Source organism: Azospirillum mesophilum, from assembly GCF_053470405.2.
Genome location: NZ_JBPXMQ020000011.1, coordinates 17,097 through 42,236, shown reverse-complemented (window position 1 = coordinate 42,236; position 25,140 = coordinate 17,097). Strand labels below are relative to the sequence as shown.

Sequence of the window (25,140 nt, the reverse complement as noted above, 5' to 3'; positions counted from 1 at the left end):
CACGCTGGCCGGCGCGACTCCGTGTCACAAAAAGGGCACGCTGTGGGTTACGGGCGCCGCATCAGCCGGGTCTTGCCGCCTCGAACGCCAGACGTACGCCGAGCGCGCCGATGACCGACGCGGCCAGCCGGTCGATCCAGGCCTTGGACCGCAGGTACGCGGCGCGCGGACGCCCCGCCGAGAACGCGATGGCGACGATGGTGTACCAGCCGGCCTCGATCAGGAACACGGCCGGCGGCAGGGTCAGCATGACCCAGACCGGGGGTGCGGCCGGCAGAAGGGCGGCGAAGATGCTGCCGTAGACGATGGCGGTCTTCGGGTTGCTGAGCTGAGTCGCGAGCGCGAAGAGGAAGGAACGGCCGACTCCGGCGGGCTGTTGTTCGCCGTCCGCCCCGCCGGGCACGGTGATCGGCTCCGCGGCACCCCGCCAGATCCGCACCGCCAGATGGAGCAGGTACAGCCCGCCGGCCAGCTTCAGGACGAGGTACAGCCAGCCCACCTGCGTCAGCAGCGTGTGCAGGCCAAGCAAAGCCAGGGTCGCGAACGCCACGCCGCCCACCCCCATGCCGAGCGCCGCCGCAAGGCCGGCACGCCGCGACACGGCGATGGAGGTGCGGGCGACCAGCACGAAGCTCGGCCCCGGGCTCATCGCCCCGACCGTCAGGGCGCCCAGAATGCTCAGCAGGGCGAGTGATGCGTCCACGGCGATGCTCCTCCATCGGTTGAGGAGCGAAGCCTATCGCACACGCCACTCCCCGGCCATAAGGAAAGCGCCACAAAGAAAGCCCCTCGCGCGGGGAGCGAGGGGCGAGGGCCCGGCGGCCCCGATAGGATGGATCGGACCGTCGGGGTGTTCCGTCCGGCGGGCGCTACTCAGCCGCCATCATCACGCCGGAAGCCTTGCGCGGCTTGGCGCGTTTGGTGGCGGGCGCCTCGGACGGAAGCAGACCCAGCGTGCGGCCGACCTCTTCGGGAGTCGGCTTGCGCTGATAGGTGGCCACATAGCGGTCGAGTGCGGCGAGGCATTCCGCCATGGTGCCGGAACCCACGGCCTTGCAGTCCTCGAACGCGTGCGGTTCGGGACGGAACCAGTGGGTGATGTAGCAGTCCTCGTGCCCGTTCAGGCTGAGGGTGAGGGCGAAGCGGCCCTCGCGCCCGATGCGGGCGTGGGCCTCGCGCAGCCGGGCCTGGACCTCCTCGATCGTCATCGGTCACATTCCTTCTGTCCGGCCTTTGGTCAGGCCTTCGGTCAGGCCGCTTCGCGAAGCAGCCGTTCTTCCAACCGGCGAGCCCACTCGGCGTCACGGGCCAGCGACTCGACCAGCTTGCGGGTCGGCCCCGCGGTCTCCGCGGGCGTGTCGGCGCGAAGCATCCCGGCCAGCCGCATGGCCAGCGTTTCCGCTTCCGCCTCCACCCAGCGGGCGTAGTGCCGCCGCCGCTCCGCCTCGTTCCAGTACCAGCGGGGAAGCTGGGCGTGGCTGCGCTCCATTTCCCCCTCCCAGGCGCTCATGCGGAACAGGCCGCTGGGGGAGCGTTCGGCGGTGTGCGTCGTCATCGGCAACTCCTCCTTCGCTCCCCTTGGATCAGGCGGCCTCCAGATCGTCGCCGCCGTCCTCGTCGCGCTTCAGGATCTCCGCCTTCTTCTGGGCGAAGAGGCTGGTGATGCGGTGTTGGGCCGCGCGGTCCACGCCGCCGATCTCGCGCAGGCGGGTACCGACGCCGGCGCGCCAGACCTCCTCCAGGTCATCCAAATCCAGGCAGGCGCCCAGCCGGTTCTTCACCTCCTCCTCGAAGGCGGCGATGGCGGCGGGCTGGAGGTCCGGGTTGGCCTTGGCGGCGTAAAAGGCCTCCGACTCCTCCCGGTACTTGCTGTCGTCGAACTGGCCCATGTGGACGTCGGCGGCGAGGCCGAGCTGCACGAGGCATTTGCCCACGGCGTCGGTCATCGACATCTTGAAGCACTCGTCGTCGGGCGCCTCGATGCCGTTGCGGCGGCGGACCATCTCGGTGCCGCCCCACTGCGGGCCGGTCCAGCACTTCTCGCCCGTTTCCGGGTCGATGTACCAGACGCGGGCGCAGATGAAGACCATGCGTTCGGCGATGGTCCAGTCCATCTGCTCATAGCCCCAGCCCTTGCCGACGGGACCGAAGACCTCGGTCATCATCATCAGGCGCCAGGTCGGGTCGATCTGCGTCCCGCGGAAGCCGCCGGACCGGGTGAAGGGCTTGGTCGCCTTCGGGTCCGTCCGCTTCAGCGTGTTCCAGAGATGCAGGTTGTCGCGCTTCGGGGCCTCTTTGCCGGGGGCGGGGCCGGACGCAGCCGCCATGTCCGCCGCTCCCATCTTGGTGGCCGTGATCTTCGGCTCGGCCTTGCTCTCGGCCTTTTCGGTTTCAGCGACGGTGTCGGTCTTGCTCATACGTCCCATGGTCGGGTCCTTCACTTAGAAGCGTTCGTCTCTCCCCTCACCCCAGCCGCCGCTGAGCACAGCGTCCAGGCTCGGGTCAGGGGACACACCATTGACGCCATCCGTGGGGGTCCACGGTTCGGCGCTGTCGAGCGCCCGCCGGGGCGGGGCGCCGTAACGGAGCGACAGCCGCCCCTCACGGTCGCGGGCGACGTACAGGCCGCGGCCCGGCTCTTCCCCCGCGAAGAAGGCGATGCGGGCGTCGGCTGGCATCAGGGCCTTCAGCGCCACCTCCGCCTCCTTCACCGCAAGCGCGGCGGAGCGCTGCTCCACCAGCACCGCGGCCAGCGACACGAACCGGTTGTGCCGGGCCATGTCGACCACGCGGCGCGTCTCGTAGGCCGGCCCGTCGAAGGGCAGCGGGTCGGTCGGCTCCACGTCGTTGGCGACGTGCCACCAGAAGGCGCTCAGCGTCTCCAGCAGGTGGTCGCAATCGGCCTCCACCCTGCGAACACGCACGATGGCGTGGCCATTCGGGCGCAGGATCGACAACAGCCCACGGTCCAATCCCAGCACGGTCAACTGGTGCTGAAGCTGCCAGTGGTAGCGCTGGGCCAGTTCCGCGTCGGACTGGAAGCTGCCGGTGAACTTGGCCTCCACGATGGTGTCCGGGGCGGTTTCGCGCTCCCCATCTTCCCAGGTCAGGAAGTCGGGATGCGCCAACATCCAGTCACGCTCGGGGTGGACCCAGGTCTCCTCCGCCGGCACGCAGCGCACGCCGGTGGCCTTCTCCACGAAGCGGGGATGCAGGTGTTCGGTCGCGATGCCGATCTGCACGGCGGCGACGAGGTCCAGGTTCGCGGGGTCCGCGCGCCCGGTCTTCTCGCGCCACAGCGCCAGCCAGTCGCCCGCCATGATGCGGGTGGCGTCAGAAGACCCGATCCGCCCTGCCCGCGCGGCGCGCTGCGCGTCCGAAATCGCCATTCCCCTGCCGGCCCCCAAGCCGATTGCCGTCCCTGCCCGCCTTCGGGTGGTGCCCGTGATGCGCGTTCGCAGCACCAGCGCCATTAACCATAAGCCGGACCCTGAATATGGGCTGCGAACACGCAGGATTCAAGAACAAAAAGAGAACCTGAGGCGTGGCCGTAAGGATCGAAAGATCGAATGTTTTCAGGAAGGTAAGTAGATCTTCGCACAGCCCCGGCAGCGCTGCGCGGCAAGCCCGCGGGAATGACACAAATGGACACGCCGACGCCCGGTTTAAGAGGCGTCCCGTAAATATTTCCGCGGGTCTATTTTCAACGAATACTGGCTAACTGCGCGTCAATTCCGCAGCGAACGCACGACGTGCACCGCCACGCCGGCGACGTTGGCGCGGTCGATCGGGGTCGGGTGGCATTCCGGATCGGTGCTGACGGGAAGCAGTTGCGGCGGAAAGAACCGGTAGCCGCAGACGGAGTCCTCGCCCACGGTGACTACCACGTCGCCGGCCTTCGGGGGCAGCACATCGGTCGGTTCCAGCACCACGCAGTCGTCCGGCAGCACGCCGGCCGCGTTCAGGCTTTTCGACGCGATGGTCAGCGCGAAGGCGCGGCGCGAGGCCGGGCGGTCCAGGGCGATGCTGCGGCTGCCGTCGCGCAGGGCGGCGGCGATGAAGGCCTCCCCCGCCCGCCCGCCGAGGCCGAGGAAGGCGCGCACCTGCTCCACCGTCAGCAGCGGCACGCGCGACACCGGCGGGTAGGCGCGCTCGTCCAGGAAACGTGGCTCCGATCCGGCCACGCGGGCGAGCCTTCCCAGCGTCTCGGCGCTCGGTACGCTGCCCATGACGGGATCGCGCAGGAAACGCGTCAGGTTGGTCGGCGTGACGCCGGCCAGCCGCGCCCAGGCACCGGCGCTCCAGCCGCGCGCCTCCATCACCCCGGTCATCCAGCGCAGGATCGCCCGTCGCGTGTCGTCCATTCCGGTCCCCGCCAACCTGTCTTTGGCCGATAAAGGGGAACGTTGACGGAACGCGCAAGGGTTCTTCGCTTCTGTCACAATTTCGTCGAGCAAGCGCTGCGAATTCGCACTATCGCCGAAAGCGAATTGACATTCGCTTTCGGCTCAAATGGCCTCATTCGCCGGCTCTCAGCGGATGCCTCTGGCATCCGCCTGCCGCCAGCGGGAACGAAGTTCCCGCGACAGGCCAGGCTTCGGTCGCACGTGCGACCGGGACCGCCGTCGCGGTTCAAAGCGGATGACATCCGCTTTAAGAACCGCCGGGGCTTGCTTGATCAGCTGGAACACGGGCCAATCGGACACAGTCGGCGAGGAAGGCCACCACCGCCGCAATCGCCGGGCTGTCGCGCAGATCGCGATGGAAGGCGATCCAGATGTCGCGCGTGTGCAGCCGGTCGGCCGGGTCGACCCGTTCCAACCCCGCCGCCTCCCCGACGAAGGTCGGCAGCGCCGCCACTCCCACGCCCGCCTGGGCTGCCGCGCACTGGATGCCCAGATCGTTGCTGCGCAGCACGAAAGGGCGCTCCCCCGCCATGGACCTCAGCCACACATGGTGCGGGGCGGTGTCCAGGCTTTCGTCGAAGGAGATGAACTCGAACTCCTCCGGCCTTCGGGAGGCGAGATAGCCTCTCGACGCGTAGAGCTTGTAGGTCATGGTGCCAACCCGGCGCGCCACCAGCGTCGTGTCGGTGGGTCGGGACATGCGCAGCACGATGTCGGCCTCCCCGCGCACCAGCGACACGGTCCGGCTCTCGCCCATCAGGCGCAGGCGAATCCTGGGGTGGGACTGCCGCAGCATGGGAAGCCGTGGCGCGATCAGCTGCGTGAGGGTGAGCGGCGGCCCGTTGACAGACAGCTCGATGTCGGCATCGTCCCGTCCGGCGCGCAGCACGCGCTCGATGTCCATGGCTTCCGCCTGCATGCGCCGCGCGTGGCCGGCGACACGTTCGCCGTCCGGGGTGAGGACGTAGCGCCCCCGGCGGCGGTCGACGAGTTTGACCCCCATAGCCTCCTCCAGCGCCGCGATCCGGCGGGCCACGGTCGCGTGCTCCACCTTCAAGCGCCGGGCGGCCGCCGACAGGGAGCCGTCGTCGGCCAAGGCCGTGAAGTGCCGCAGGTCATCCCAATCGAACATCCCCGATTCCTGCACACCCAGTGGGAAAACTTCGCGAATTTCGCACAGAGCGGGAAGCCTGTAAACAAAGCCATCCCTTGACGGCCACCCCACGATGGCCACCCTTTGATGGAGAAAGCGATGTCGACCCAGGAAATCGGAACCACGTACGTCCGCACGTCCGTCACCGCGTGGCGCCTGAAGAAGCTTCCCGCCCGCGCCCAGGCCTTCCTTTTCCCGCTGCTCCTCACACTGCTGATGTCCGGCGTCGTTTCGACGATCGCGACGCTGAAGGCCTTCGGGCTGACGGACGGGATCCTGCTCCGGATCCTCAACGCGTGGGTGCTGTCCTACGCCATCGCCTTCCCGACGGCGCTGCTCGTCATCCCGGTCGTGCGGCGGGTCATTGCGGCCGTCGTTGAGACCGGCCCACCCCGCGCGTGATGTCTGGAGTTCTTCGCCATACCGGTGGCGAGGTTGCGCCGCCCGGGCCGCGGCTCCATGTGAAGGGCGCCCAACCATCCGGAGGATGTCCCATGATCGTGACCAGCACCGACAGCGTCGAAGGCCGCCGCATCACCCAGTATCTGGGCATGGTCGCTGGGGAGGCGATCCTGGGCGTGAACATGTTCCGCGACCTGTTCTCCGGCATCCGCGACGTCGTCGGCGGACGGGCCGGCGGCTATCAGAACGCGCTCCGCGACGCGCGGGAGGCCGCCTTCGCCGACCTTCAGGAGGCGGCACGGGCGCTTGGCGCCGATGCTGTGGTCGGGGTGGACATCGACTATGAGGTGCTGGGCAAGGAGAACGGCATGCTGATGGTCTCCATCAACGGGACCGCCGTCCGGCTGGGCTGACCACCACCTTTCCTGGTCCGGTCGGCCCATTGCCCTACTGGACAGGGCCGGACGCCCCCATACACTCCCTTTCCGACAAAGCAAATCGGGCCAATGAAACAAATCGGGAGGGGAAAGACATGCGTTTAGTGGCAAAGCGCCTCGGCGGCCTTGCAATGGCCGCCGGGCTTTTGTGCGCCGCGCCGGCCTTCGCGCTCGACGCCGTCGTCGAGAAGAAGGTCTTTGAAATGCCGTCCTACACCACGGTGGGCGGCGGCACGATCAAGAACGTCCGCATCGGCTGGGAGAGCTACGGCAAGCTGAACGAGGCCAAGGACAACGTCATCCTCGTGACGCATTTCTTCAGCGGATCCAGCCACGCCGCCGGCAAATACAAGGCGGAGGACGCCGCTCCCGGCTATTGGGATTCAATCATCGGGCCGGGCAAGCCGCTCGACACCGACAAATACTTCATCATCAGCTCCGACACGCTGGTGAACCTGTCGGCCAAGGATCCGACCGTCGTCACCACCGGCCCGGCGAGCATCAACCCCGACACCGGCAAGCCCTATGGCATGAGCTTCCCGGTCGTGACCATCCGCGACTTTGTGAACGTTCAGAAGGCGCTGCTCGACAGCCTGGGCGTCAAGTCGATGCAGGCGGTGATGGGCGGCTCCATGGGCTCGCTCCAGGCGTTCGAGTGGGGCGCGTCCTATCCGGAGATGGTCAAGCGCGTCGTCGCCGCCATCGGCGGGGCGGAGGCCGACCCCTTCCTGATCGGCTGGCTGAACCTGTGGGCGGCGCCCATCAAGCTCGACCCCAACTGGCAGGGCGGCGACTATTACGGCAAGGCGGAGCCGAAGGCCGGCCTGACCGAAGCCTTGAAGCTGGTCACCCTGCACGCCCGCCATTGGAAGTGGGCCGACGCCACCTTCGGCCGCAAGTGGGCGGAGGACGGCAAGGACCCGCGCGCCGCCATGGGCAACCAGTACGCCATCGAAGCCTGGCTGGACAAGGCCGCCGCCGCGCGCGCCTCGGTCAGCGACGCCAACCACTTCCTCTATCTGGTCAAGGCCAACCAGACCTTCGTGACGGGCAACGGCGGCTCGGTGGAGGAAGGGCTGGCGAAGATCAAGGCCCCGGTGCTGCTGATCCCGTCCGCCGACGACATGGTCTTCCCGCCGGAGCGCGGCCTGAAGCCCGTGCGGGAACGGCTGGAGAAGCAGGGCGGCAAGGTCGAATACACCGAGGCGATCACCGGGACGCTCGGTCATCTGGACGGTGTCGCGAACATCGGCAAGGCCGGCGACACCATCGCGGCCTTCCTGGCGAAATAGGGCGTTGCGCGACGGGCGGACGGCTGACGTCCTACCCGTCGCGCATGTCACAATTTGTGGCGCAGAGGGGCGTTCCCGCCCGCGATTATCTTCTTAAAATAAGCGCATCCACGCACTTTCGCACGCATCTGGATGCAATCCCCATGAAGATGATCGTCAAAGCAGCCCTGTTCGGGGCTCTCCTCGGCACCGCCGCCCCGCCCGCCTCGGCTCAGAGCAACCCGACGCCGTCCACCTATCTGGCCGGCGTGACCGGGGAACTCGCCGGGCTGGTCGGGGCGACCACTTACGTGCACGAGAAGGACGCCGCCGGCGCCGTCATTGCGCCCTACAAGGACAACACGCTAAACGTGGCGGCCGACTGCTCCGGCTGGGTGTCGCACAACCTCCAGAAGCTGCCGGTCCAGTATCAGGCCGTGCACGCCTACCAGTCCCAGGTGAAGGGCGAGGAGGCGATGCCCTACCCCCGCGCCAACGTCTACCGCCAGTATTTCGCCAACCTGACCGCCGACGCGCCGTTCAAGCCGATCAAGCGGCTGGCCGACGTGCAGCCCGGCGACATCCTGTCCTGGTGCCTGCCCGGCCACTGCGGCATCCCCTACAGCGGCAAGCCGGCCGACGACACCGGCCACGTCATGGTGGTGGTCAGCAAGCCGGTCCGCAACGACGCCAACAGCGCCTTCCTGATGGTGCTCGATTCGTCCTCGGTGACGCACTACAGCTTCGGCACGCTGCCGGCCGCCGTGCAGCAGGCCAACCCGGATCTGGGCAAGCTGTACGCCCAGTATCCGAAGGTGCGCGAGACCAACAACAGCGACGGCACCGTGTCCACCAGCGGCGTCGGCCCCGGCCTCATCCTGTTCGGCACCAACCCGGACGGCAGCATCAAGAGCTTCCAGTTCGGCCCCAAGGACCATGTGAACAGCGACGGCATCCTGTTCGCCGTCGGCCGCGCGGTCACGCCGGCCAAGACGGTGGCGGCGAAGTGAGCATCGGCCCTCCCCCGGCCCGCCGCCGGGGGAGGGCTTCCCCGTCATTCAAGGCCCGACGTAATGCGGCTTCAGCTTCGCCTGATCGCCGACATAGACCGCGCACCGGCTGTCCTGGCCGTCGAAGAAATAGACCGTGCCCGGCTTGCGCTTGTTCTGCGGATCGACGAGGTTGGCTCCGCCGGAAAAGGCCACCCCATAGCGCTTGTCCGGCGTCCGCGCCCAGTAGAAGCCGTCGCTCTCCTGGATGAAGGCGCCGCGCTGGCACAGGTGGGACAGCCCGGCGTCGAACTTCGCTATCCCCTCCATCCCTTTGGGCAGCTTGTAGACGATCTGGCTCCGCTTGATCCGGGTCCTGGGCGGGATGACCTCCTTCGGGATGAAGGGACGGTTCAACGCGCGCAGATGGTCCGGCTCGGTGCGCTCCACCCGCATCGGATCGGCCGCCGCGGAGGGCAGCGCCGCGAGCAGGACCAGGGCGGTTGCGGCCAGAGCCCTCATGGCATCAGCGCACGGACGGGTTGTTGGCGACGAAGGCGATGTAGGGCAGCCGCCGCACCGCCCCGGCCACCAGCAGATAGGCGACCACGAAGGCCAGCAGCGACGACAGGAAATAGCCGTACCCGTACCACGCGTAGCCCATCTCGCTGAAGACCAGCGTGAAGCCCGCGTTGGCCACCAGATAGAAGATCTGGACGAACAGGTTGCGTCCGCGCAGGTCGAAATAGGCCAGGATCACCGTGCAGAACAGGAACATCACCTGGAAGAAGGCGCCCAGCGTGCCGAAGCGGAACATGCCGATCTGCTGGTAATGCAGGCCGAGCGCGCCGACGATGCTCGGCGCCATGAAGATCGTCACGGCGCAGACCGCCCCCTGAAGGATGATCAGGTTGCGCGCGCTTTCCAGCAGGGCGCTGATGATCAGCCTGTGGTTCCGGGCGATCTGGTCGTAGGTCGCGTGCTCCTGGATATCGCGATAGAAGCCCTGGTACCGCTCGAAGAAGCGCGTCTCGATGTTCACCGTGAACAGGGTCAGGGCCGGCACGATGGTCAGGTAGGCCACGAACATGGCGCTGTCGTAGGCCGAATAGATCACCATCGCGCCGGAGACGACCTCGCGCTCCGGCACGAACCACATGGTCCACTTGTCCGCCCAGACCGCCAGATTGGCGACGAGGCCGACCAGCGCGAGGTCCCAGTATTTGCGGAAGTAAGCGAGGAATGCGAACAGCCGGGCGACCCGGTACGGATACTCGGCGAAGACGCGCGCGATCAGCCCGAACTGGATGAGCGCCAACCCGGCGGAGAAGCCCCACACCATCCCCGCCGGCCCGGCCGCCGCGCCGAGCAGCACCGTCGCCACCATGCCCGTCAGCATGCCGAGGGCGAAGGCCGTGGTCACAGCCACATAATCCTTCAGCGCCGACAGGAAGATCGACACGACCCAGATGCCGCTGACCAGGAAGAAGTTGATCAGCGCCGCCGCCATGATCGGCCCCGGCAGCTCGCTGAGCAGCAGGTAGAACGGCCCCGCCGTCAGCGCCGCGATTCCGTAGGCCAATCCCAACGTCGCCAGCAGCATGCCGGGGGCGGCGTCCACCTGCTTGGCATAGATGGCATCGGCCAGATAGCGCGTGGCGACCAGCACCAGCGGCCCGGTCAGCACGACCGAGAAGCAAAAATTGTAGATCACCACCACGCGGAACAGCGTCAGCTCTTCCAGATCCACCAGATGCTGGCCGATCATGTTGATCCCGGCGAGCGCCAGGATGGTGAACATCCACGGGCCGGATGTGATGAAGGCCGAATGCGCGTAGCCCTGCAAAACGCCCAGCAGGTCGTCGCAGCGGGCCAGCTTGCGGAGCGCGAAACCGATGCCGGCCATGTCACGCCGCTCCCTGCGACGGCGCCGCGTCGAACAGCGTGGGACGCGTGGGCATCGCGATGTGCTCGTCGTAGATGGCGCGGTAGATGCGGTCGATCTCGATCTTGTCGTAATAGCGCTCGACCCGCCGCTTGATGGCGGTGCCGCAACGGTCCCGCCAGGGCTTGTCGAGCAGCAGGGCGCGCAGTTCCCGCGCCGTCTCCAGAGGACTCGCCAGCGGCGTGATGGAGCCGCCCGGCCCCAGCGGCGGGTCCTCGTCCGGACGGCCGAGGATCAGCTCCGCGCAGGAGCCCACGTCGGTCGCCACGGTCGGCACGCCGGACGCGCCGGCTTCCAGGATCACCAGCGGCTGTGCCTCGCTGACGCTGGTCAGGGCGATGGCGTCCACCTTGCCCAGCCAGTCGGTCAGCTTCACGCGCCCGGCGAAGATGACGGTGTTCTCCAGCCCCAGATGCTTCACGATGGTCTGGCATTCCTCGACATAGCCGGGATCCTCCTCCAGCGGCCCCAGGATCATCGCCTTCAGGTCGGGAATGTCCTCGCGCAGGATGCCAGCGGCGCGGACGTAGGTCTTCACGTCCTTGATGGGCACGACGCGGCCGATCAGGGCGATGGTCGGCGGACGCTCCGACGTATCGCGCTGAACCTTGGAATATCCAGCGTAATCAATGCCGTTCGGGACGATCTTCAAGCGGTCCGGGTCGGCGCCCTGGCGTTTCTGAAACTCCTGGTTGCCGCCGTAGAGCGTAATGATCTTGTCGCAGGCGTCGTAGCAGGCCTTCGAGTAACTTGCGAAGGTGTCCAGCCAAAGGTCTCTCAGATCGCGCTTTTGCTTGTCCACGACCAGCGAGGTGTCGGCGCCCTCGAACAGCCATTCGGCCATCAGGATCTCGATGCGGCGTTCGTTGGTGTAGATGCCGTGTTCGGTCAACAGCGCCGGTCGGCCGGTCTCCAGCTTCGCGCGGGATGCGAACAGACCGGCGTAACCCGTTGAAATGGCGTGATACACCTTGGCCGGCGGCATGGGCGCCAGCATGGTGGCGAACAGCCCGCTCATCAACGCGCGGGAGCCCCAGAAATACTCCAGGAAGGAGGCGTCGGGCAGCGTCTCCCGGCACAGCCCCACCACCATGCGGAACGCTTCCTCGGAGTTCAGCAGCACGCGCCGCCCGACCCGCCCGCGCCGGGGCGCCAGCAGGCGGACGACCTCCTCCACCTCGGCCAGCCCGCCACCCTGCTGAAGCCGCTTCAGCGGCGCCTCCAGCCGGCGCATCAGCTCCGCCTTACCCGGCACCCAGGGCCAGCCGGCGTCCGGGTCCTGCAAATAGACGTGCGTCAGGCCTGTCACGTTGGGCGGAAGATCGTAGGCCATCTTCCGCTGCCCGCGGTCGGCGACCAGGGACACGACGTGGAAGGTCAGATCGCTGTGGGACTTGATGAGGTCGTGCGTCCAGGTGGACACGCCGCCCAGAACGTAGGGGTAGGATCCCTCCATCAGCAGGCAGACGTCCGCCGGCTCCGCGCTGTCGGCCCCGTTTTTCATGCGGCTTGTCATGCGGCCACCGCTGCCGTCTCGGGGTCCGTCTCGGGGGCCGTCTCCCGCCACAGGGCCAGCACGCCCTTCAATGCATCGGGCAACTCCTCGCCCCCCAGGAGGTCGGCGCGGTGAACCGACAGGGCGCGCAGGTCGCCGTAGCGGCCCAGGCGGAACAGCGATTCCGCGTACCAGAACAGGATGCGCCGGTCGGCGGTCCGCTCGACCAGAGGCTCCAGCGTGCTCGCCGCCCCCTCCACCTGGCCGCAGCGCAGCAGCAGGCGGCCCAGGTCGTGGCGCACCTCGTCGTCGTCCGGCACCAGCTCCAGGCAGCGGCGGTAGCCGTCGCGCGCCTTGTCGCGGATTTCCTGCTCCCGGTTGGTGTCCAGCAGCCCGCAGAAGGCGTAGTCGTCGAGGTGCCGGGCGAGCGCCAGACAGGCGTTCACGTCCTGCGGGTCGGCCTGCGCGGCGTGGTCGAGCGCCAGCCAGCGTTCGTTGAACTCATGCTCCACGCGCGCGGTGGCGGTCGCCGCCTGCACGCGGACGGAGGGGTCGGAATCGGCCAGCCCGGCCTTCAGCGCCGGCGTGAAGGCCGGGCGGAAATGCCGGGCGACCAGCGCGATCACCGCCTGCTTCTGCTGGGGCGACCCGACCGACATCACGTCCGTGAAGGACTCCGCGGCGGCGAGATGCGAGCTTTCGCGGCCCGACACGATCAGCTCGTACAGCTCCTGCGCCGGCTCCATCTGGCTTTCGGGGAACAGCGACAGATACCATTCCTGGAAGCCGCTGGCGTAGCGATGGAAGACCGCGTGCAGAACGGTCGTCAGCAGCGTGCAGCCCGGCCCCAAAGCCCCCAAAAACGGCGTTGTGACGAGCAAAAGCCCCGCCAACCGCATGTCCAGCCCGCGCCGAACCCGCCCGCGCACCCACAGCGCAAGCGCCGCGACCACGGCAAGATGTCCGGCCAATGCCCAGACCGCGGCGTAGGGGACCGGCAGCCACCCGAGGGCGACCGCAACGGCGCCCATCTCCACCACGAAGGCCAAAAGCGCGGCCCCCAGAAGGTCGCCGGTTCCGTGCCGGGGGGCTTCCTCAAGGACGACGTCGGCAGGGGCGGCGTGCTCGCTCATTCGTCGCCCACCTTCTGCGCGGTGAGGTTTATCGGCAGGTCGGCGAGCGACGGCGGCAGCGCCTTGCGCACCGCGACCTCCAGCCGCTCCGCGACGATGCGGGTCCGCTCCATCGGCGTGCCGGGCAGGACGACGCCGAACACCAGCCCGTGCTGGCCGAAGTCGCAGGCCATGTCGGTGTCGCGCAGGCTTTTCTGCACCGCGCGGCCGATGGCCGAGGCAACCTCCGCCCGCTGCGCGGCGCTGAGGCGCGACAGCCCTTGCGGCCGGATGGTGATGGTGGTGGTCTCGAACCCCAGCCGGCGGCCGAGCTGCGCCAGGAACACCGCCTGCCGGTCTATGAAGCCGGACGAATAGAGCGAGCCGTCCCCGGTGAACAGCCGCTGCTCGTTCAGTTCGCGGAACTGGCGGGCCTTGGCGAGGGCGGTGCCGATCCATTCGCACAGGATCCGGAAGTTCTCCAGCGTGTTGACGCTGAGGTCCATGAAGCCCAGGCTTTCGATCTTCACCATGCCGACGACCTCGCCGGTGTCGTCGCTGACCAGCGGACCGGCCAGCACGCCCTCGCCTTGCAGGATGCGCTCATCCTCCGGCTTGGCGACGCACAGGATGCGCTGGCGGCCGACCACGGTTTCGAACAGCTGGGAGGAATGGTCGAACCAGCGGGCGTGGTTGTCCTCGTCGTCCCATCCCTCGTTCGTCACCGATTCCAGCACGTCGTTGTTCAGCAGGAACAGCGAGAACTTCTCCGGCCGCATGACCGTGCGGATCAGGTCGGCAACGCCCAGCATCACCTCGCCCTCGTCCAACTTGTCGATGGCGCGGGCGGCCTGATAGAGCGTGAAGACGGTGCGGAGCTGGCCGGCGACGCGGGTCTCCAGATTCTCCTTCACTGACTTCAGCTGCCGGTAGGAGCGCGTGATGGCATCCGATTCCCGGCGGGCGAGGTCCAGGCTGGCGCGCAGGTCGTCGCGTTCCCGGATCTGGCGCATGCGCAACTCGCCGAACAGCACGGCCGCGACCAGCCACAGGATCGGCTCCCGGCTCACCGCGTAGAGATACTGGTAGAAGTCCTGGGTGATCAGCTGTTCCGGCAGGTTGCCCAGCCGCAGCGCCAGCGAGGCGACGACGGCCGCCAGCACGCCCTCGTTGGTGCCGTACTGGATCGCCAGCAGCAGCACCGGAATCCAGAAGGGGTGCGGCTGCACGCCGTCGAACCGGATGCCCGCCCCGATCAGCCAGTCCAGCCCCACCGCCAGCACGAAGAACAGCGCCAGTTCCACCAGCGCCACGCGGCGCATGCCGAGGAAGCGCCGCGGCCCGGCGGGCGGGGCCGCCGGGGGGGACGCCGGGCTTTCCGGATCGAGGGTGGACGCGCTCATGCCGCCGGTCTCCGCGGTGGTTCGCCGTTCGCTCAGGTTCCGACCGCCATCGCCGCGCGCAGGCCGTCGAGCATGCGCACGACGACGCGCTGGGCGAGGTTGTTCACGCTGTCGCGGGCGAAATAGCCCCGTCCGACCTGCGACTGGCTGGAGGCCCACAGCACGGCGCCGTCCGCCGCCCGCACCAGACGGGCGTTGATGCCGACCACCGGCTCCTCGCGCAGACCGTGCTGGTAGCCGTATTCGGTGACGCTGCCGATCAGAACCGCATCGACACCCAGCGTCCGCCCGACCTCCTGGGCGTAGGTGCTTTCGGTCAGCTTCTCCACGTCCACCTTGGCGGCGATCAGCCGGTTGCGCACCCGGCTCGCCTCGACGACGCGGACCCGGTTGAGGCGGTAGAGTTCGGTCGACACCAGTTCCGACGCGATCATGCCGGCGTTCTGGTGGGTGGTCAGGTTCTCGAAGGGCAGGACGGCGACCGTGGCGCCGCTCGGCAGAACGCCGGCCTGGTCGCCCGGGAAGTTGCGGCTGGTGCCTTGGCCGATGCTGCACGCCGATACCGCGACCGCCAGGGCCGCCACCGCCAGCAACCGCAAGCCCGCCGCGAACCAAGTCCTCTTGTCCGTCACGTCACGTCTCCCCTGCCCGAATTCCATCAGTACCGAAAGGTCACATAGCCGCCCGCCGCCGTCGCTGCGGCACCGTTGCCGCGCGCGGTCGAGCGCGTGTAGCTGGCCCGGAGGCCGAGTTCCAGATTCTCCAGAGGCTCATAGGCAAGCGAGACGGCACCCTGCGGCCCGCCCTTGCTGCGCCGATCGTAGGCGTAACCGCCCTGGATGCTGTAGCGCCAATAATCGGTCAGCGCGTCGTCTACGCTGAGTTGCAGCGCGTGCACCTCGCGGGTCTGCACCGGCAGCGGGTGGTAGATCGCGCCGGCCTCGTTGAAGCGTTCCTCCCGCCGCGACACATATTCGGCGTCCAGCAGATAAGCGACGCTGGTGACCGGCCCTTCCCGGTTCAGCACATAGCGGATCGCCCCTTCCACCGTCGCCGAGCGCGCCAGATCCGAATCGCCGGCCAGCCCGTAGCGGTTCACCCCGGCGCCGAGTTCGAAACTCCAGCGCTCCGTCAGCTGCTCCTGATGCTGGAGATAGGCGCGGTCGCGCCGGCCCGCGCCAACGATGCCTTCGATGAAGGTGAAGTTGGGTTCGCTCCACAGCAGCCCGGCGCGCGTCTCCGACTCCTCGTCGCGCCAGGCATGGACGTAGCCGGCGCCGACGGTCCTGGGTGCGGCGAACAGGGCGAAGCGCGAGCGCTGAAGCTCCGGCCAGTCATGCTGGAGCGCCAGTTCGGCGCGCTGCCGGTTGCCGTGGAAGGGCTCCACCCGTCCGTCGGCGCGCACCGCCTGATCCACGTCCACCGCGCGGTGCTCCAGCGCGTAGAGGAAGCTGGTGTTGCCGCCCACCTCCAGGTTGCCGGTCAACCGGCCGATGCGCTGCACGTCGGCGTTCTGCACCTGGAACAGGTCCCAGTCGAAGCGCGCCTGCTCGCCATGCTCGCGCAGCAGGTTCGCCTTGCCAACGACGAGGGAGGGCTCGTCCGGCGTCAGCTCCAGCGCGCGGTCGTAAAGCCGCACCGCTTCCCGCCAGCGGCCGATACGCTCCTCCGCCTGGGCCAGCAGGGCGGTGGACTGGGCGTCGTTCGGGTTGGCGCGCAGCAGATCCACCAGCAGGCTGCGGGCCTCGCGCACGTCGCCCTGCTCCATCAGGGTTACGGCGCGGAAATAGTCGATGCGGCGCTGGGCGGCCTGCTCCGCCGCCATGTCCTCCGCGGTGCGCCGGGTGGTGCGCCGCTCCTGCGCGAGGTCGATTCGCAAGCCGGACGGTTCGTCCGTGATCTCGGCGGTCACCCCCGGCGCCAGCACCAGCAGCACGCTGTCGTAGCCGTAGAGGACGTTGTCCACCCAGCCCTGGAGCCGATCCGGGATACCCTCCAGCGGCGCCTCGCCCAGCGGGCGGGAGGCGCGCAGCGACAGTTCCCGGCCGTCCAGGCTGTGCTCCACCGTCACCGACCCCGGCCAGCGGAGCGAAAGCCGCGCCCCCTTCTCCCCACGCGTCGCCTCGACGCGGACGGCGTCGGCCGGTTGGGCGTGAATGGGGACAGCGACGGACAGGAACGCCAGCATCGCAAGCGCCCAAAATCCCCACTCCCATCGGGGATGGGCGAGGGGGAAAATGCCGTCACGGAAGGCTGAGCACACGGCGCGCCTCCGTCAGACGTCCACTCTCGATCAGCATGGACGCGTAATCAGCCTTCAACTGTCGGTCGGTGGGGCGCAGTTTGCGCAAAGTTTCGAAAAGCGCAACCGCGTCGTCCACCTTGCCCAGCCGGTGCAGGATGTTCGCCTCCGTCTGCACCACGCCGTCGCTGCGGACCTTCAGCGCCCGGATCTGCTCCAGCGCGCGGCGGTAGAAGGGCACCGCCTCGCTCGGGCGCTTCAGCGCGGTCAGGGCCTCGCCCAGGAAGTAGTTCGCCTCGTAGTCGCCCGGCCCCTTGGCGAGGAATCGGCGCAGCATGTGCTCGGCGTCGCCCAACCGGTTCTCGTCGTAGGCCAGCATGCCGAGTTGGTGCAGCGCGTCGCCGTCGTCCGGCCTCTGCGACAGAAGCGCCTTCCAGCTCTCGGCCGCGGCGCCGCGCTGGCGGGTCTGTTCGGCGAGGCGGGCGTAGCGGCGCAGCCGTTCCGGGTCGCGTTCCTGGGCGACGGCCGAGCGGACGGCCTCCGCCAGTTCCTTCCCCTTGCCCTGTGCGGCGAGCGCCTCGATGTAGGGCGATTTCAGGTCGCGGACGGCGGGCGTGCCGCCCTGCCCCAGCCGGTCGGACACGCGCCGCGCGCCGCCCAGCTCAGCCAGCCGGTCGTACCATGTGGCCTGCTCCGCCGGGGACTTCGCCCCCTTCGCCCGCCCCTCGATCCAGTCGAGCGCCGCGGCGGGCGGGCGCGGCCCCCACAGGAAGGTCAGCTGTTTGAAATCCGGGCTGTCCGGCCCCTGCCCGGCCGCTAGCCGCATCAGGGCCTGCTCGGCCGACGCCTTGTCGCCCTGGTCGAGCAACGCGAAGGCGATCTCCCGCCGGTCCTTGGCCGGCACGCGCTCGTCGCCGGCGCGGGCGACGAGGTACTGGCGCAGCTCGTCCTTTCGGCCGAGCTTTGTCAGGGCGTCGCGGTAAAGACCGTCCCACGGGCCGCTGCCGCTCGCGGCGAGCTGCTTCAGCACGGGCAGAGCCCGCGCCGGGCCGGCGGCCTCCAGCAGCAGAGTGGCCCGCTCCTCCCTAGTCTTCTGGTCGAGGTCGGGACGGGCGAGGTCCGCCTCCAACAGATCGGCCAGTTCACCGACGGCGCCGGCCTTGCGGGCCGCGTCGGCGTAAGCGAACAGCCACTCCCCGCCCAGCCGCGTCGCCCGGTCCCGCAGCAGCGGCAGCGCGGGGCGGTAGGCCTTCTGATCCACCAGGGCGTAGAGGAGGGCCGTTTCCTCCTCCTCCCGCAGGCCGCCCTTGGCGAGCTTCGCGGTCAGGAAGCGCGCCAGCTCGTCGCTGCGGCCCAGCGCGCCGAGGGCGGCGACATAGGCGCTGTCCACCTCCGGGCCACCCTCGGCCAGCAGGTCGGTCAGGTGCGGCAGAGCGTCCGCCGGACGCTTGGCGGCCAGCAGGGCGTTCGCCAGGACAAGGCGGCTGCGCGGCGCGGGGGCCATGGCGTAGGCCCGCTCCGCCGCCTTCAGCGCAAGCGCCGCCGCTCCCCGATCCGCGGCGATGGCCGCTACGTCCTGCAAGAGCCCGGCGTCAAGCTTCGGATGCGCATCGAGCCACGCCGCGACCTGCTCCGGGTCCCCGGCCTTCGCGGCCAGCCGCACCCAGCCGAGGTCGGCCGCCGGGGACGGCGACGCCGTGCGCCGCGCCTCGAACCACGCAAAGCCCGGCTTCACATGGTCCAGATCGAGGAACAGGCTGCCAAGCTCCTCCAGGACATCGTCGGGCACGGCGCCGGTCAGCGGCAGCCGGTCGAAGGCGGCCACGGCCCGCGCGTGCTCCCCGGCGCGTTCCAGCAGGCGCAGGGCGGCCAGATGCTCGGCCAGCGGCAGGGCCGCGTCGTCCAGCGCCTTCTGCGCCCAGCGGGCGGCCCCGGCCTTGTCGCCGCGTGCGATGGCGATGTTGGCGGCGAGCACGGGATGCTCGCCCAGCACCGTCCCGCCCTGTTCGCGAACCATGCGGTCGAGAAAGGCGTCGTCATGCTCCCGGAAGGCCGCCTCGGCGAGGCCGACCAGCGCCCAGTCCGGGACCAGCGTCAGGTCGCGCGCGCGCACCGTCTCCAGCGCCTTGCGGCCCATGCCGGCGTTCATCTGCAAGGCGACCAGCCGGCCGAGCGACAGGTCGTCCACCGGCCCAGGCAGCGCGTCCAGCCGCGCCCGCGCCTCGTCCAGCCGGCCCGACGCGCTCAGCAGGTCGATGAAGGTCAGTTCGATGGCGAGTGGATGGTCGGGCTTGGCCACCTCCGGCTCCAGCAGCTTCAGGCCCAGGTCCGGCCGTTCGGCGGCGGCGAGCTGGCTGACGAGCCCGATGGTGTCCGGAACGTTGGCGTCGCGCGCGATCCAGCGCCGGGCGCGTGCGTAGGCCTCGCCCGCCCGGTTCTGGTCGATCAGCAGGCTCATCAGCAGTTCGCGGCTGTTCGGCTCGATGGCGCCCTCGGCGCGGTCGTCGGCCTTGCCCAGCCAGTCCATGGCCTCCGCGAAGGAGCCGCGCGCGGCCAGCAACGTCGCCAGATCCTGCTCCGCATCCCGGTCGTCCGGGCGCAGCTCGCAATAGCGCGCCAGGGCCTCCGCCTGCCGGTCGATCTGGCCGTGGAAGCCGGCGAGATAGGCCAGCTCCCGGTAGGTTTCGTCAGAAGGCTTCAGGCGGGCGAGCACCTCCAGATTCTCGATGTAGTCGCCCATGCGCTGGGCGTCCTTGTACAGCCGGCCGAGCAGCTGGCGTCCTTCGACCTGCGCGGGCTCCAGCGCGACGAAGGCTTCCATCAGCGTGATGGCCCGCTCCACCGCGCCCTCGTCCAGATAGAGCCTCGTCAGGGGCATGACGGTGCCGGCGGACCGGTCGCCCGCCGCGAAGCGCTGCTCATAGGCCGCGCGCGCCGTCTCGTAGTCCTGGTCGCGGAACTTCTGCAGGGCGAGTTCGCCGCCGCGCGGAATCAGCAGCAGGCTGAGCCCGACCCCGATGGCCAGCACGAAGAGGACGAATAGGATGTTCGCGCGCATGCCGCCCCCTTACCGTGCCGCCGGCTGCACGCGCAGCGTCAGCGGCTGGATGGCGTCGGCGTCCACCGTGACCGACAGGCGCCGGTCGGCCCCGGCCTCCGCCGTGCCCTGCCACAGCACGGCGCCCCCGCGTTCGGCGGTGACGGCGTAGCGGCCGGGGGCCGGGGCGTGCCAGACCATCTCGCCCTTGCCGAAGCCCTGGGCGGCGACACGGAAGCCCTTGCCGTCCGTCGCCAGACCGCTGAAGACCCAGCGCCCCTGGACGAGGTGCGGCCGGTCGGCCGGCGGGTCGAGGTCGGCGCGCTCCACCTCCGCCAGGGCGACGACCGGCTCCGCCACCGCCGGATCCAGCGCCACGTAGAGGCTTCCCTGGTGGTGCCGCTGCCCCAGCACGCCCGTGGAGCGGGCGAGGTCCACCGCCGTGAAGCTGGCCTGATCGAAGCGCAGGGTGTTCAGCGCGCCGCGCGCCGTCACCCGCCACCGCCGCTCGCCCTCCGGGACGAAGCGCGCGCTGTAGAAGCCCTCCGCGATGGCGGCGTAGTCCGACGCCCGGATGGGGGCGATCTCCGCCCCGCGCGCGGCGGTCAGGTTGCGGCGCAGCGCCTTGACGCTCGCCGCCTTCTGGCCGGAATACATGTGGTAGTAGATGTTGAAGGGCTTCAGCCGCAGCGGGCTGTCGGTGTTGCGCACCGTGTTGATCAGGTTCTGAAAGCCGAAGAAGCGGTTGCTCCACAGGTCGGTGTAGGTGTTCTCGTTGCTGTTGCCCGAGTAGATCTGGCGCTCCGCCCCTACTGGCAGGCCGATGGGCGGCACGCCGGTGATGGAGGGGAACTCCGCGTCGAACCGCGAATCGCCGCCGTTCATGTTGTGGGCGCCGGCCTTGCGCACCGCCGCCACGGCGGACTCAAAAGGCGAGGTGTCGCCGGGCCACTGCACCAGCACCGCCGTCTTCCCCGCCGGTGCCATGCGCGTGAAGTAGTCGAGCGCGCCGCCGATCTCCTGGTTCAGGTCGAACGGCTCCTGAAGGTAGGCGCGCGGAATCGAATAGCGCCCGATGTCGGAGACCTCGCCCACATTCTCGTAGGTCGACTCCTTCCTCTCGCGGCGGAGCAGCCGGTCCATGACGCTGCGCTGTGGTCCACCCCCACCTTGCTCATTGAACACGGCTTCCTTCTGCGGGCTGTAGTCCTGGAAGAAGGACCAGCGGAAGGGGTGCGTCCAGGTGTGGCTGGCCGGCTCCACCTGCGGCAGGGCGAACAGCCGGTCGGCGGCCCCGCGCGTTTCCGGCGTTCCCTTCCAGGCGGCGTCCACGTCGCCGACGATGGGCGCCACGGTCACCGGCAGGTCAGGGAAAGCCTCGATGGCCTCGCGCCGTACCACGTCGGCGGCCAGGACCTTGTCCTTGGCGTAGGGCGGCAGCTCCGTCACGTTGCGCCAGCCGTCGCCGTCGATGTGGCTGAAGTAGATCCGCCGGCCGGAAACGGTGGTGACGTCCGGCTTCGGCAGGTCGTCGGTGGCGAAGACCGTGCGGAAGAAGGCGAAGGGGTCGATGATCCACTGGCTGCGGATGAACTCCGGATCGAAATAGCGCCCATAGCCGGAGTAGACGTAGCCGCCGTTGGGACCGGTGACCACCAGATGGCTGTCGGTCGCGGGATCTCCATTCCGGCGCATCACCAGATGCGAGGTGGTGCGCCCGTCGATCTTGCGCAGCAGCGCGTAGCCCGGCAGCACGCCGATCAGCGGCCGCTCATAGCCGATCATCGCGTCGCTGACCACCGGCTGCGACCGGTAGGTCAGGTCGAGATAGCCGTCGTCGTCGCGCAGCCCGAAGCGCGCGAAGAAGCGGTTGCTGACGGAGAGCGGCACCGATTGGCCGTTCGCTCGCCCCTGGACGCCCGGCTGGCCCAGCACGGCGAAGCGCACGCCCCGGTCCATGGCCGCCGTCGCCCAGGCGACGTAGGCCTGCGGGTCGGGAAAAGGGTTGTTCGTGAACCAGGTGATGACGCCGCGTAGGTCCGGGTAGCGCGCCAGATCCGGCAGCCCGTCCGCCACGTTCCAATAGGCGACGGTCAGGCCGAGGTGGTTCAGCGGCATCTCCGCCAGAGTGTGGATGCGCGTGCGGCGGACGATCTCCTCTTCCCGCAGGTCCACCAGCGCCAGGATGGTGCGCGGCACCACGCCCGCGCGCGCCGGTCCGGAGAGGAGCGCTGCGGCGAGGATCAGCAGGGCGACGGCGGAGCGCAGCAGCGTCCGGACGCTCACGGGGCCGTCTCCGCGATGCCGGGTTCCGGCACGATCCGGTCCAGTTCCACGACCGACACGTAGGGGGAGAAGCCGTTGGCGCGCTGGAGCGCGTAGATGCGCCGGATGCCCTCGGTGTCCGCCGGATCCCAATAGTCGAGCGAATGGAGCGAGAGCTTGGGGTTGATGCGCTTCGCCCCCGTCAGCACCTCGACCTGGAACCGGTAGTCCTCCTCGGTCTGGAGGTGCGGCTTTTTGGCCGCGAAGTCCCAGCCGGCGTAAACGCTTTCGCCCAGCGCGTAATCCAGCGCCCCGGCCACGTCGGGGAGGATCTCGTAGGCGCGGTTCTGCATGATGCGGATGCTCGGCCAGTTGGCGCGGATCGCGCGCACCAGCCGGGCCGCTCCCTCCGTCATGCCGGCCCAGCGCTTCGCGTCGGTGCGCTCCAGATGCGGCGGGTTGTCCAGCGTGTCGAGGAAGATCCCGTCGAAGCCCTGGCGGAGGATGGACGGCACCAGTTCCTCCACCACCAGCTTGACCCAGCGCTTATCGCGGACGTCCACGTAGAAGCTGCCGGGCCAGTTCGGGTTCTCGGCGGACAGCAGGCCCCAGCCCTTCACCCGGTCGAACCAGGGGCGGTGCTGCTCCACCTCGCCCAGGCTGATGTAGCCGAGCAGAGTCTTGCCCCGGTCCTTCAGCGCGCGCAGGGGCGGGTGGTGCTTGCTGTCGAGCACGAGCAGCCGGTAGGGCTCGAACGCCTTCACCGGCTCCTTGTCGGCGTAGTAGACGACCCACGAATCCGAAGATCGGGCGGGCGCGGCCGCCGGGGCGGCGCCGGACGCACGCGGCAGCGTCATCGCCGCCGCCCCGCCGATCAGCCCGCCCAGAAGGCCGCGCCGTCCGATCACGACGCCAGCCACGCCAGCGTGTCGCGAAGCCCATCCTCCAGCGAGGTCTCGCAGGCCATGCCGAAGGCGGCGACGAGGCGCGACGGATCGCCGATCGACACGCGGATGTCGCCGGGGCGCGCGGGGCCGTAGCCGCGGTTCAGCGGCTTGCCGGCCACGGCGGCCAGCACCTCCGCCAGCCGGTTCACCGAGGTCGGCGTGCCGGTGCAGACGTTGTAGACCGGGGCGCCCGCCTGCGGCTTGTCCATGGCGGCCGTGAGATAGCGCACGAGGTCCTTCACATAGACGAAGTCGCGCACCTGCTCCCCGTCGCCGTTGATGGTGATCGCCTCCCCCCTCGCGATGCGGCCCGCAAAGATGGAGATGACGCCGGAATAGGGCGACTTCGGGTCCTGGCGCGGCCCGAACACGTTGAAGAAGCGGAAACCGGTGGTCGGTACGCCGTGCACCCCGTCGGCCACGCGGGCGTGCAGCTCGCAGCCCAGCTTGTCGGCGCCGTAGGCGGACAGCGGCTTGGTCGCGGCACCCTCGGTCAGCGGCATGTTCGGGTTGTCGCCGTAGACGGCGGCGGAGGAGGCATAGACGACCGGAACCGGCCCGCCCGCCTTGGCGCGCCGGGCCGAATCGAACACGGCGATGGTGCCGGAGAGGTTGGCGTGATGCGTTTCCAGCCACGCCTCGCGCGAGCGGTCGACCGACGCCACGGCGGCGAGGTGGAAGCAGCCGTCCACACCGGCCATGGCCGCCTCCACCGCCGCCGGGTCGGCGACGTTGCCGACGGTCACCGGAACGCCGGCCGGCAAATTCTCGCGCTTGCCGGTGGACAGGTCGTCCAGCACCCGCAACTCGTGCCCGGCGGCCAGCAGCCGCTCCACCAAATGCGAGCCGATGAACCCGCAACCACCCGTGACGAGATAACGCGCCATAGCTTCCGTTCCGCTGTCCTGTTGAATGGGCGTCCGTAGCGTACGCCGTGTGTCCGCCCGTGCAACCCTGACGAGGGTCGGGGGTCAGGCCGTCTGCACTTCGGTCTTGGACTGGGTCTGGGCTTGGCCCTGGTTTTGGGCGGCGCCGGAAAGGTAGGCGGCCACCGTCACCAGGAAGTCCTTCGGCTTGATCGGCTTCGACACGTGCCCGTCGAAGCCGGCGTCGGCCAGGCGCCGCTTGTCGGCGGGGGTGGCGAGGTTCGTCACCGCGACGACCGGCGTCGCGGCAAGCTGCTGGTCGGCGCGGATCTGCTTGACCAGTTCCACGCCCGAGATGTTCGGCATCACCACGTCCATCAGGACAATGTCCGGCGTTATGTCCCGCATCAGGTCGAGGACGATGCGCGGATCCTCCGCCTCGACCACGGTGTAGCCCCCTTCTTCCAGGCAACGCACGAAAAGCTTGCGCATCAGAACGTTGTCTTCAACCACGAGGATGGTTTGCGCCTTGTCGACCGAGTCCATCGCCACGCCAATTTCTGGTTCGAGAAGGGGCCGCCGTTGCGAGCGGGGCTGGAGGTAGAAGCACGCCGTCCGGTGTAACCGGACCGGTCCGCCCTACCCGTTATGAAGAGTCTGAAATTTAGATGAACTCCAACGACCGCGCAACGTGGCCGTCATCCCGGCGATATTACCTTTTCAGGACCGGGGCACGATTGCGTCCGCAACAACGGATTGTCGCCGTTACGGATGATGTCCGCCCGAAACGCCTCCCAGGCAGTGCCGCACCATGTCGAAGAGCTGCGGCGGCCGGAAGGGGTGGCGCAGCGCCGCGATAGCGGCCAGACGCTCGGCCGTTTCGTCCTCGGCCCCGGCCTCGATGACGACGCACACGGGGATGGACGCCAGATCGGGGTCGCGCAGCAGGGAGGCGCGGAACTCCCACCCGCTCATGCCCGGCATCGCCAGATCCATGAGGATCAGGTCCGGCCGCAACCCGCCGTCGAGCCGGCGGAGCGCCTCCGGACCCTCCGCCGCCTCCTCGACGTCCAGCCCTTCCGCCCGCAGCGCTTCGGCCATGAAGGCCCGCAACGTCGCGTCGTGTTCGACCACCAGGACACAGGCCATCGCGCGCCCCTTACCGCTCAG

Annotated in this window: 24 protein-coding genes; 4 read left to right on the top strand and 20 right to left on the bottom strand. The window is 69.0% G+C overall.

All coding sequences use genetic code 11. The features are described 5' to 3' along the window. Positions 1-61: 61 nt before the first annotated feature. From ACSVC7_RS12850 to ACSVC7_RS12820, 7 genes are all read right to left on the bottom strand, one after another. The gene (locus ACSVC7_RS12850) at positions 62-703 is read right to left on the bottom strand and encodes a LysE family translocator (protein ID WP_448204799.1); all 642 of its coding nucleotides are present in this window, start codon (positions 701-703) and stop codon (positions 62-64) included. A gap of 166 nt (positions 704-869) precedes the next feature. Beyond that, positions 870-1,208 (bottom strand): hypothetical protein, encoded by a 339-nt coding sequence (locus ACSVC7_RS12845; protein WP_448204800.1) that lies wholly within the window; start codon positions 1,206-1,208, stop codon positions 870-872. A 41-nt stretch (positions 1,209-1,249) separates the two neighbouring features. Further along, positions 1,250-1,555 (bottom strand): hypothetical protein, encoded by a 306-nt coding sequence (locus ACSVC7_RS12840; RefSeq protein ID WP_448204801.1) that lies wholly within the window; start codon positions 1,553-1,555, stop codon positions 1,250-1,252. 28 nt (positions 1,556-1,583) lie between these two features. Next, positions 1,584-2,426 carry a hypothetical protein gene (locus ACSVC7_RS12835; RefSeq protein WP_448204802.1) on the bottom strand — a complete coding sequence of 281 codons (843 nt, stop codon included), beginning with the start codon at positions 2,424-2,426 and terminating at the stop codon, positions 1,584-1,586. Between the two features lie 15 nt (positions 2,427-2,441). After that, positions 2,442-3,389, bottom strand: coding sequence for a YqaJ viral recombinase family protein (locus ACSVC7_RS12830; protein WP_448204803.1), 948 nt, complete (start codon positions 3,387-3,389; stop codon positions 2,442-2,444). A 339-nt stretch (positions 3,390-3,728) separates the two neighbouring features. Then, positions 3,729-4,364: a LexA family transcriptional regulator gene (locus ACSVC7_RS12825; RefSeq protein ID WP_448204804.1), complete on the bottom strand. Its 636-nt coding sequence runs from the start codon at positions 4,362-4,364 to the stop codon at positions 3,729-3,731. A 289-nt stretch (positions 4,365-4,653) separates the two neighbouring features. Beyond that, entirely contained in the window at positions 4,654-5,538 is an 885-nt protein-coding gene (locus ACSVC7_RS12820) for a LysR family transcriptional regulator (protein WP_448204805.1), read from the bottom strand. Between the two features lie 120 nt (positions 5,539-5,658). On the opposite strand from ACSVC7_RS12820, the gene ACSVC7_RS12815 reads away from it, so the two are divergent. From ACSVC7_RS12815 to ACSVC7_RS12800, 4 genes are all read left to right on the top strand, one after another. Continuing rightward, positions 5,659-5,961, top strand: coding sequence for a DUF2798 domain-containing protein (locus ACSVC7_RS12815; protein ID WP_448204806.1), 303 nt, complete (start codon positions 5,659-5,661; stop codon positions 5,959-5,961). A 92-nt stretch (positions 5,962-6,053) separates the two neighbouring features. Then, positions 6,054-6,374: a heavy metal-binding domain-containing protein gene (locus ACSVC7_RS12810; RefSeq protein WP_448204807.1), complete on the top strand. Its 321-nt coding sequence runs from the start codon at positions 6,054-6,056 to the stop codon at positions 6,372-6,374. A 119-nt stretch (positions 6,375-6,493) separates the two neighbouring features. Next, positions 6,494-7,690: an E22 family MetX-like putative esterase gene (locus ACSVC7_RS12805; RefSeq protein WP_448204808.1), complete on the top strand. Its 1,197-nt coding sequence runs from the start codon at positions 6,494-6,496 to the stop codon at positions 7,688-7,690. A gap of 143 nt (positions 7,691-7,833) precedes the next feature. After that, positions 7,834-8,679, top strand: coding sequence for a hypothetical protein (locus ACSVC7_RS12800; RefSeq protein ID WP_448204809.1), 846 nt, complete (start codon positions 7,834-7,836; stop codon positions 8,677-8,679). Positions 8,680-8,727: 48 nt separating this feature from the next. Here ACSVC7_RS12800 and ACSVC7_RS12795 read toward each other — a convergent pair whose 3' ends face one another. The 13 genes from ACSVC7_RS12795 to ACSVC7_RS12735 form a co-directional block, all read right to left on the bottom strand. After that, entirely contained in the window at positions 8,728-9,180 is a 453-nt protein-coding gene (locus tag ACSVC7_RS12795; RefSeq protein ID WP_448204810.1) for a DUF8265 family protein, read from the bottom strand. Between the two features lie 4 nt (positions 9,181-9,184). After that, entirely contained in the window at positions 9,185-10,564 is a 1,380-nt protein-coding gene (gene pelG, locus ACSVC7_RS12790) for an exopolysaccharide Pel transporter PelG (RefSeq protein ID WP_448204811.1), read from the bottom strand. A gap of 1 nt (position 10,565) precedes the next feature. After that, positions 10,566-12,107, bottom strand: coding sequence for a GT4 family glycosyltransferase PelF (pelF, locus tag ACSVC7_RS12785; protein WP_448204812.1), 1,542 nt, complete (start codon positions 12,105-12,107; stop codon positions 10,566-10,568). An 8-nt stretch (positions 12,108-12,115) separates the two neighbouring features. Further along, positions 12,116-13,231: a tetratricopeptide repeat protein gene (locus ACSVC7_RS12780; RefSeq protein ID WP_448204813.1), complete on the bottom strand. Its 1,116-nt coding sequence runs from the start codon at positions 13,229-13,231 to the stop codon at positions 12,116-12,118. Beyond that, a complete protein-coding gene (locus ACSVC7_RS12775; protein WP_448204814.1) occupies positions 13,228-14,613 on the bottom strand; it encodes a GAF domain-containing protein in 1,386 nt (461 codons plus the stop codon). Before ACSVC7_RS12775 ends, ACSVC7_RS12780 begins: the two co-directional genes overlap by 4 nt. A gap of 32 nt (positions 14,614-14,645) precedes the next feature. After that, positions 14,646-15,245: a hypothetical protein gene (locus ACSVC7_RS12770; protein ID WP_448204815.1), complete on the bottom strand. Its 600-nt coding sequence runs from the start codon at positions 15,243-15,245 to the stop codon at positions 14,646-14,648. A 26-nt stretch (positions 15,246-15,271) separates the two neighbouring features. Continuing rightward, the gene (locus ACSVC7_RS12765; protein WP_448204816.1) at positions 15,272-16,801 is read right to left on the bottom strand and encodes a tetratricopeptide repeat protein; all 1,530 of its coding nucleotides are present in this window, start codon (positions 16,799-16,801) and stop codon (positions 15,272-15,274) included. Between the two features lie 55 nt (positions 16,802-16,856). Further along, the gene (locus ACSVC7_RS12760; protein ID WP_448204817.1) at positions 16,857-19,913 is read right to left on the bottom strand and encodes a tetratricopeptide repeat protein; all 3,057 of its coding nucleotides are present in this window, start codon (positions 19,911-19,913) and stop codon (positions 16,857-16,859) included. 9 nt (positions 19,914-19,922) lie between these two features. Next, on the bottom strand, positions 19,923-22,178 hold the full coding sequence (locus ACSVC7_RS12755; protein WP_448204818.1) for a polysaccharide deacetylase family protein: 2,256 nt from the start codon (positions 22,176-22,178) through the stop codon (positions 19,923-19,925). After that, positions 22,175-23,077, bottom strand: a complete 903-nt coding sequence (locus ACSVC7_RS12750) for a glycoside hydrolase family 191 protein (protein WP_448204819.1) — start codon at positions 23,075-23,077, stop codon at positions 22,175-22,177. Before ACSVC7_RS12750 ends, ACSVC7_RS12755 begins: the two co-directional genes overlap by 4 nt. Next, the gene (locus ACSVC7_RS12745; protein ID WP_448204820.1) at positions 23,062-23,991 is read right to left on the bottom strand and encodes an NAD-dependent epimerase/dehydratase family protein; all 930 of its coding nucleotides are present in this window, start codon (positions 23,989-23,991) and stop codon (positions 23,062-23,064) included. The genes ACSVC7_RS12750 and ACSVC7_RS12745 overlap by 16 nt, the downstream gene beginning before the upstream one ends. 84 nt (positions 23,992-24,075) lie before the next feature. After that, complete coding sequence (locus ACSVC7_RS12740) at positions 24,076-24,516, bottom strand: response regulator (RefSeq protein WP_448204840.1); 441 nt, start codon at positions 24,514-24,516, stop codon at positions 24,076-24,078. A 219-nt stretch (positions 24,517-24,735) separates the two neighbouring features. Further along, positions 24,736-25,119 carry a response regulator gene (locus ACSVC7_RS12735; RefSeq protein ID WP_448204821.1) on the bottom strand — a complete coding sequence of 128 codons (384 nt, stop codon included), beginning with the start codon at positions 25,117-25,119 and terminating at the stop codon, positions 24,736-24,738. Positions 25,120-25,140 lie beyond the last annotated feature (21 nt).

Coding starts and splice junctions, on each gene's coding strand:
- ACSVC7_RS12845 (WP_448204800.1), bottom strand. CDS start 1,208: ATGACGATCGAGGAGGTCCAGGCCCGGCTGCGCGAGGCCCACGCCCGC.
- ACSVC7_RS12840 (WP_448204801.1), bottom strand. CDS start 1,555: ATGACGACGCACACCGCCGAACGCTCCCCCAGCGGCCTGTTCCGCATG.
- ACSVC7_RS12835 (WP_448204802.1), bottom strand. CDS start 2,426: ATGGGACGTATGAGCAAGACCGACACCGTCGCTGAAACCGAAAAGGCC.
- ACSVC7_RS12830 (WP_448204803.1), bottom strand. CDS start 3,389: ATGGCGATTTCGGACGCGCAGCGCGCCGCGCGGGCAGGGCGGATCGGG.
- ACSVC7_RS12825 (WP_448204804.1), bottom strand. CDS start 4,364: ATGGACGACACGCGACGGGCGATCCTGCGCTGGATGACCGGGGTGATG.
- ACSVC7_RS12820 (WP_448204805.1), bottom strand. CDS start 5,538: ATGTTCGATTGGGATGACCTGCGGCACTTCACGGCCTTGGCCGACGAC.
- ACSVC7_RS12815 (WP_448204806.1), top strand. CDS start 5,659: ATGTCGACCCAGGAAATCGGAACCACGTACGTCCGCACGTCCGTCACC.
- ACSVC7_RS12810 (WP_448204807.1), top strand. CDS start 6,054: ATGATCGTGACCAGCACCGACAGCGTCGAAGGCCGCCGCATCACCCAG.
- ACSVC7_RS12805 (WP_448204808.1), top strand. CDS start 6,494: ATGCGTTTAGTGGCAAAGCGCCTCGGCGGCCTTGCAATGGCCGCCGGG.
- ACSVC7_RS12800 (WP_448204809.1), top strand. CDS start 7,834: ATGAAGATGATCGTCAAAGCAGCCCTGTTCGGGGCTCTCCTCGGCACC.
- ACSVC7_RS12795 (WP_448204810.1), bottom strand. CDS start 9,180: ATGAGGGCTCTGGCCGCAACCGCCCTGGTCCTGCTCGCGGCGCTGCCC.
- pelG (WP_448204811.1), bottom strand. CDS start 10,564: ATGGCCGGCATCGGTTTCGCGCTCCGCAAGCTGGCCCGCTGCGACGAC.
- pelF (WP_448204812.1), bottom strand. CDS start 12,107: ATGAAAAACGGGGCCGACAGCGCGGAGCCGGCGGACGTCTGCCTGCTG.
- ACSVC7_RS12780 (WP_448204813.1), bottom strand. CDS start 13,231: ATGAGCGAGCACGCCGCCCCTGCCGACGTCGTCCTTGAGGAAGCCCCC.
- ACSVC7_RS12775 (WP_448204814.1), bottom strand. CDS start 14,613: ATGAGCGCGTCCACCCTCGATCCGGAAAGCCCGGCGTCCCCCCCGGCG.
- ACSVC7_RS12765 (WP_448204816.1), bottom strand. CDS start 16,801: ATGCTGGCGTTCCTGTCCGTCGCTGTCCCCATTCACGCCCAACCGGCC.
- ACSVC7_RS12760 (WP_448204817.1), bottom strand. CDS start 19,913: ATGCGCGCGAACATCCTATTCGTCCTCTTCGTGCTGGCCATCGGGGTC.
- ACSVC7_RS12745 (WP_448204820.1), bottom strand. CDS start 23,991: ATGGCGCGTTATCTCGTCACGGGTGGTTGCGGGTTCATCGGCTCGCAT.
- ACSVC7_RS12740 (WP_448204840.1), bottom strand. CDS start 24,516: ATGGACTCGGTCGACAAGGCGCAAACCATCCTCGTGGTTGAAGACAAC.
- ACSVC7_RS12735 (WP_448204821.1), bottom strand. CDS start 25,119: ATGGCCTGTGTCCTGGTGGTCGAACACGACGCGACGTTGCGGGCCTTC.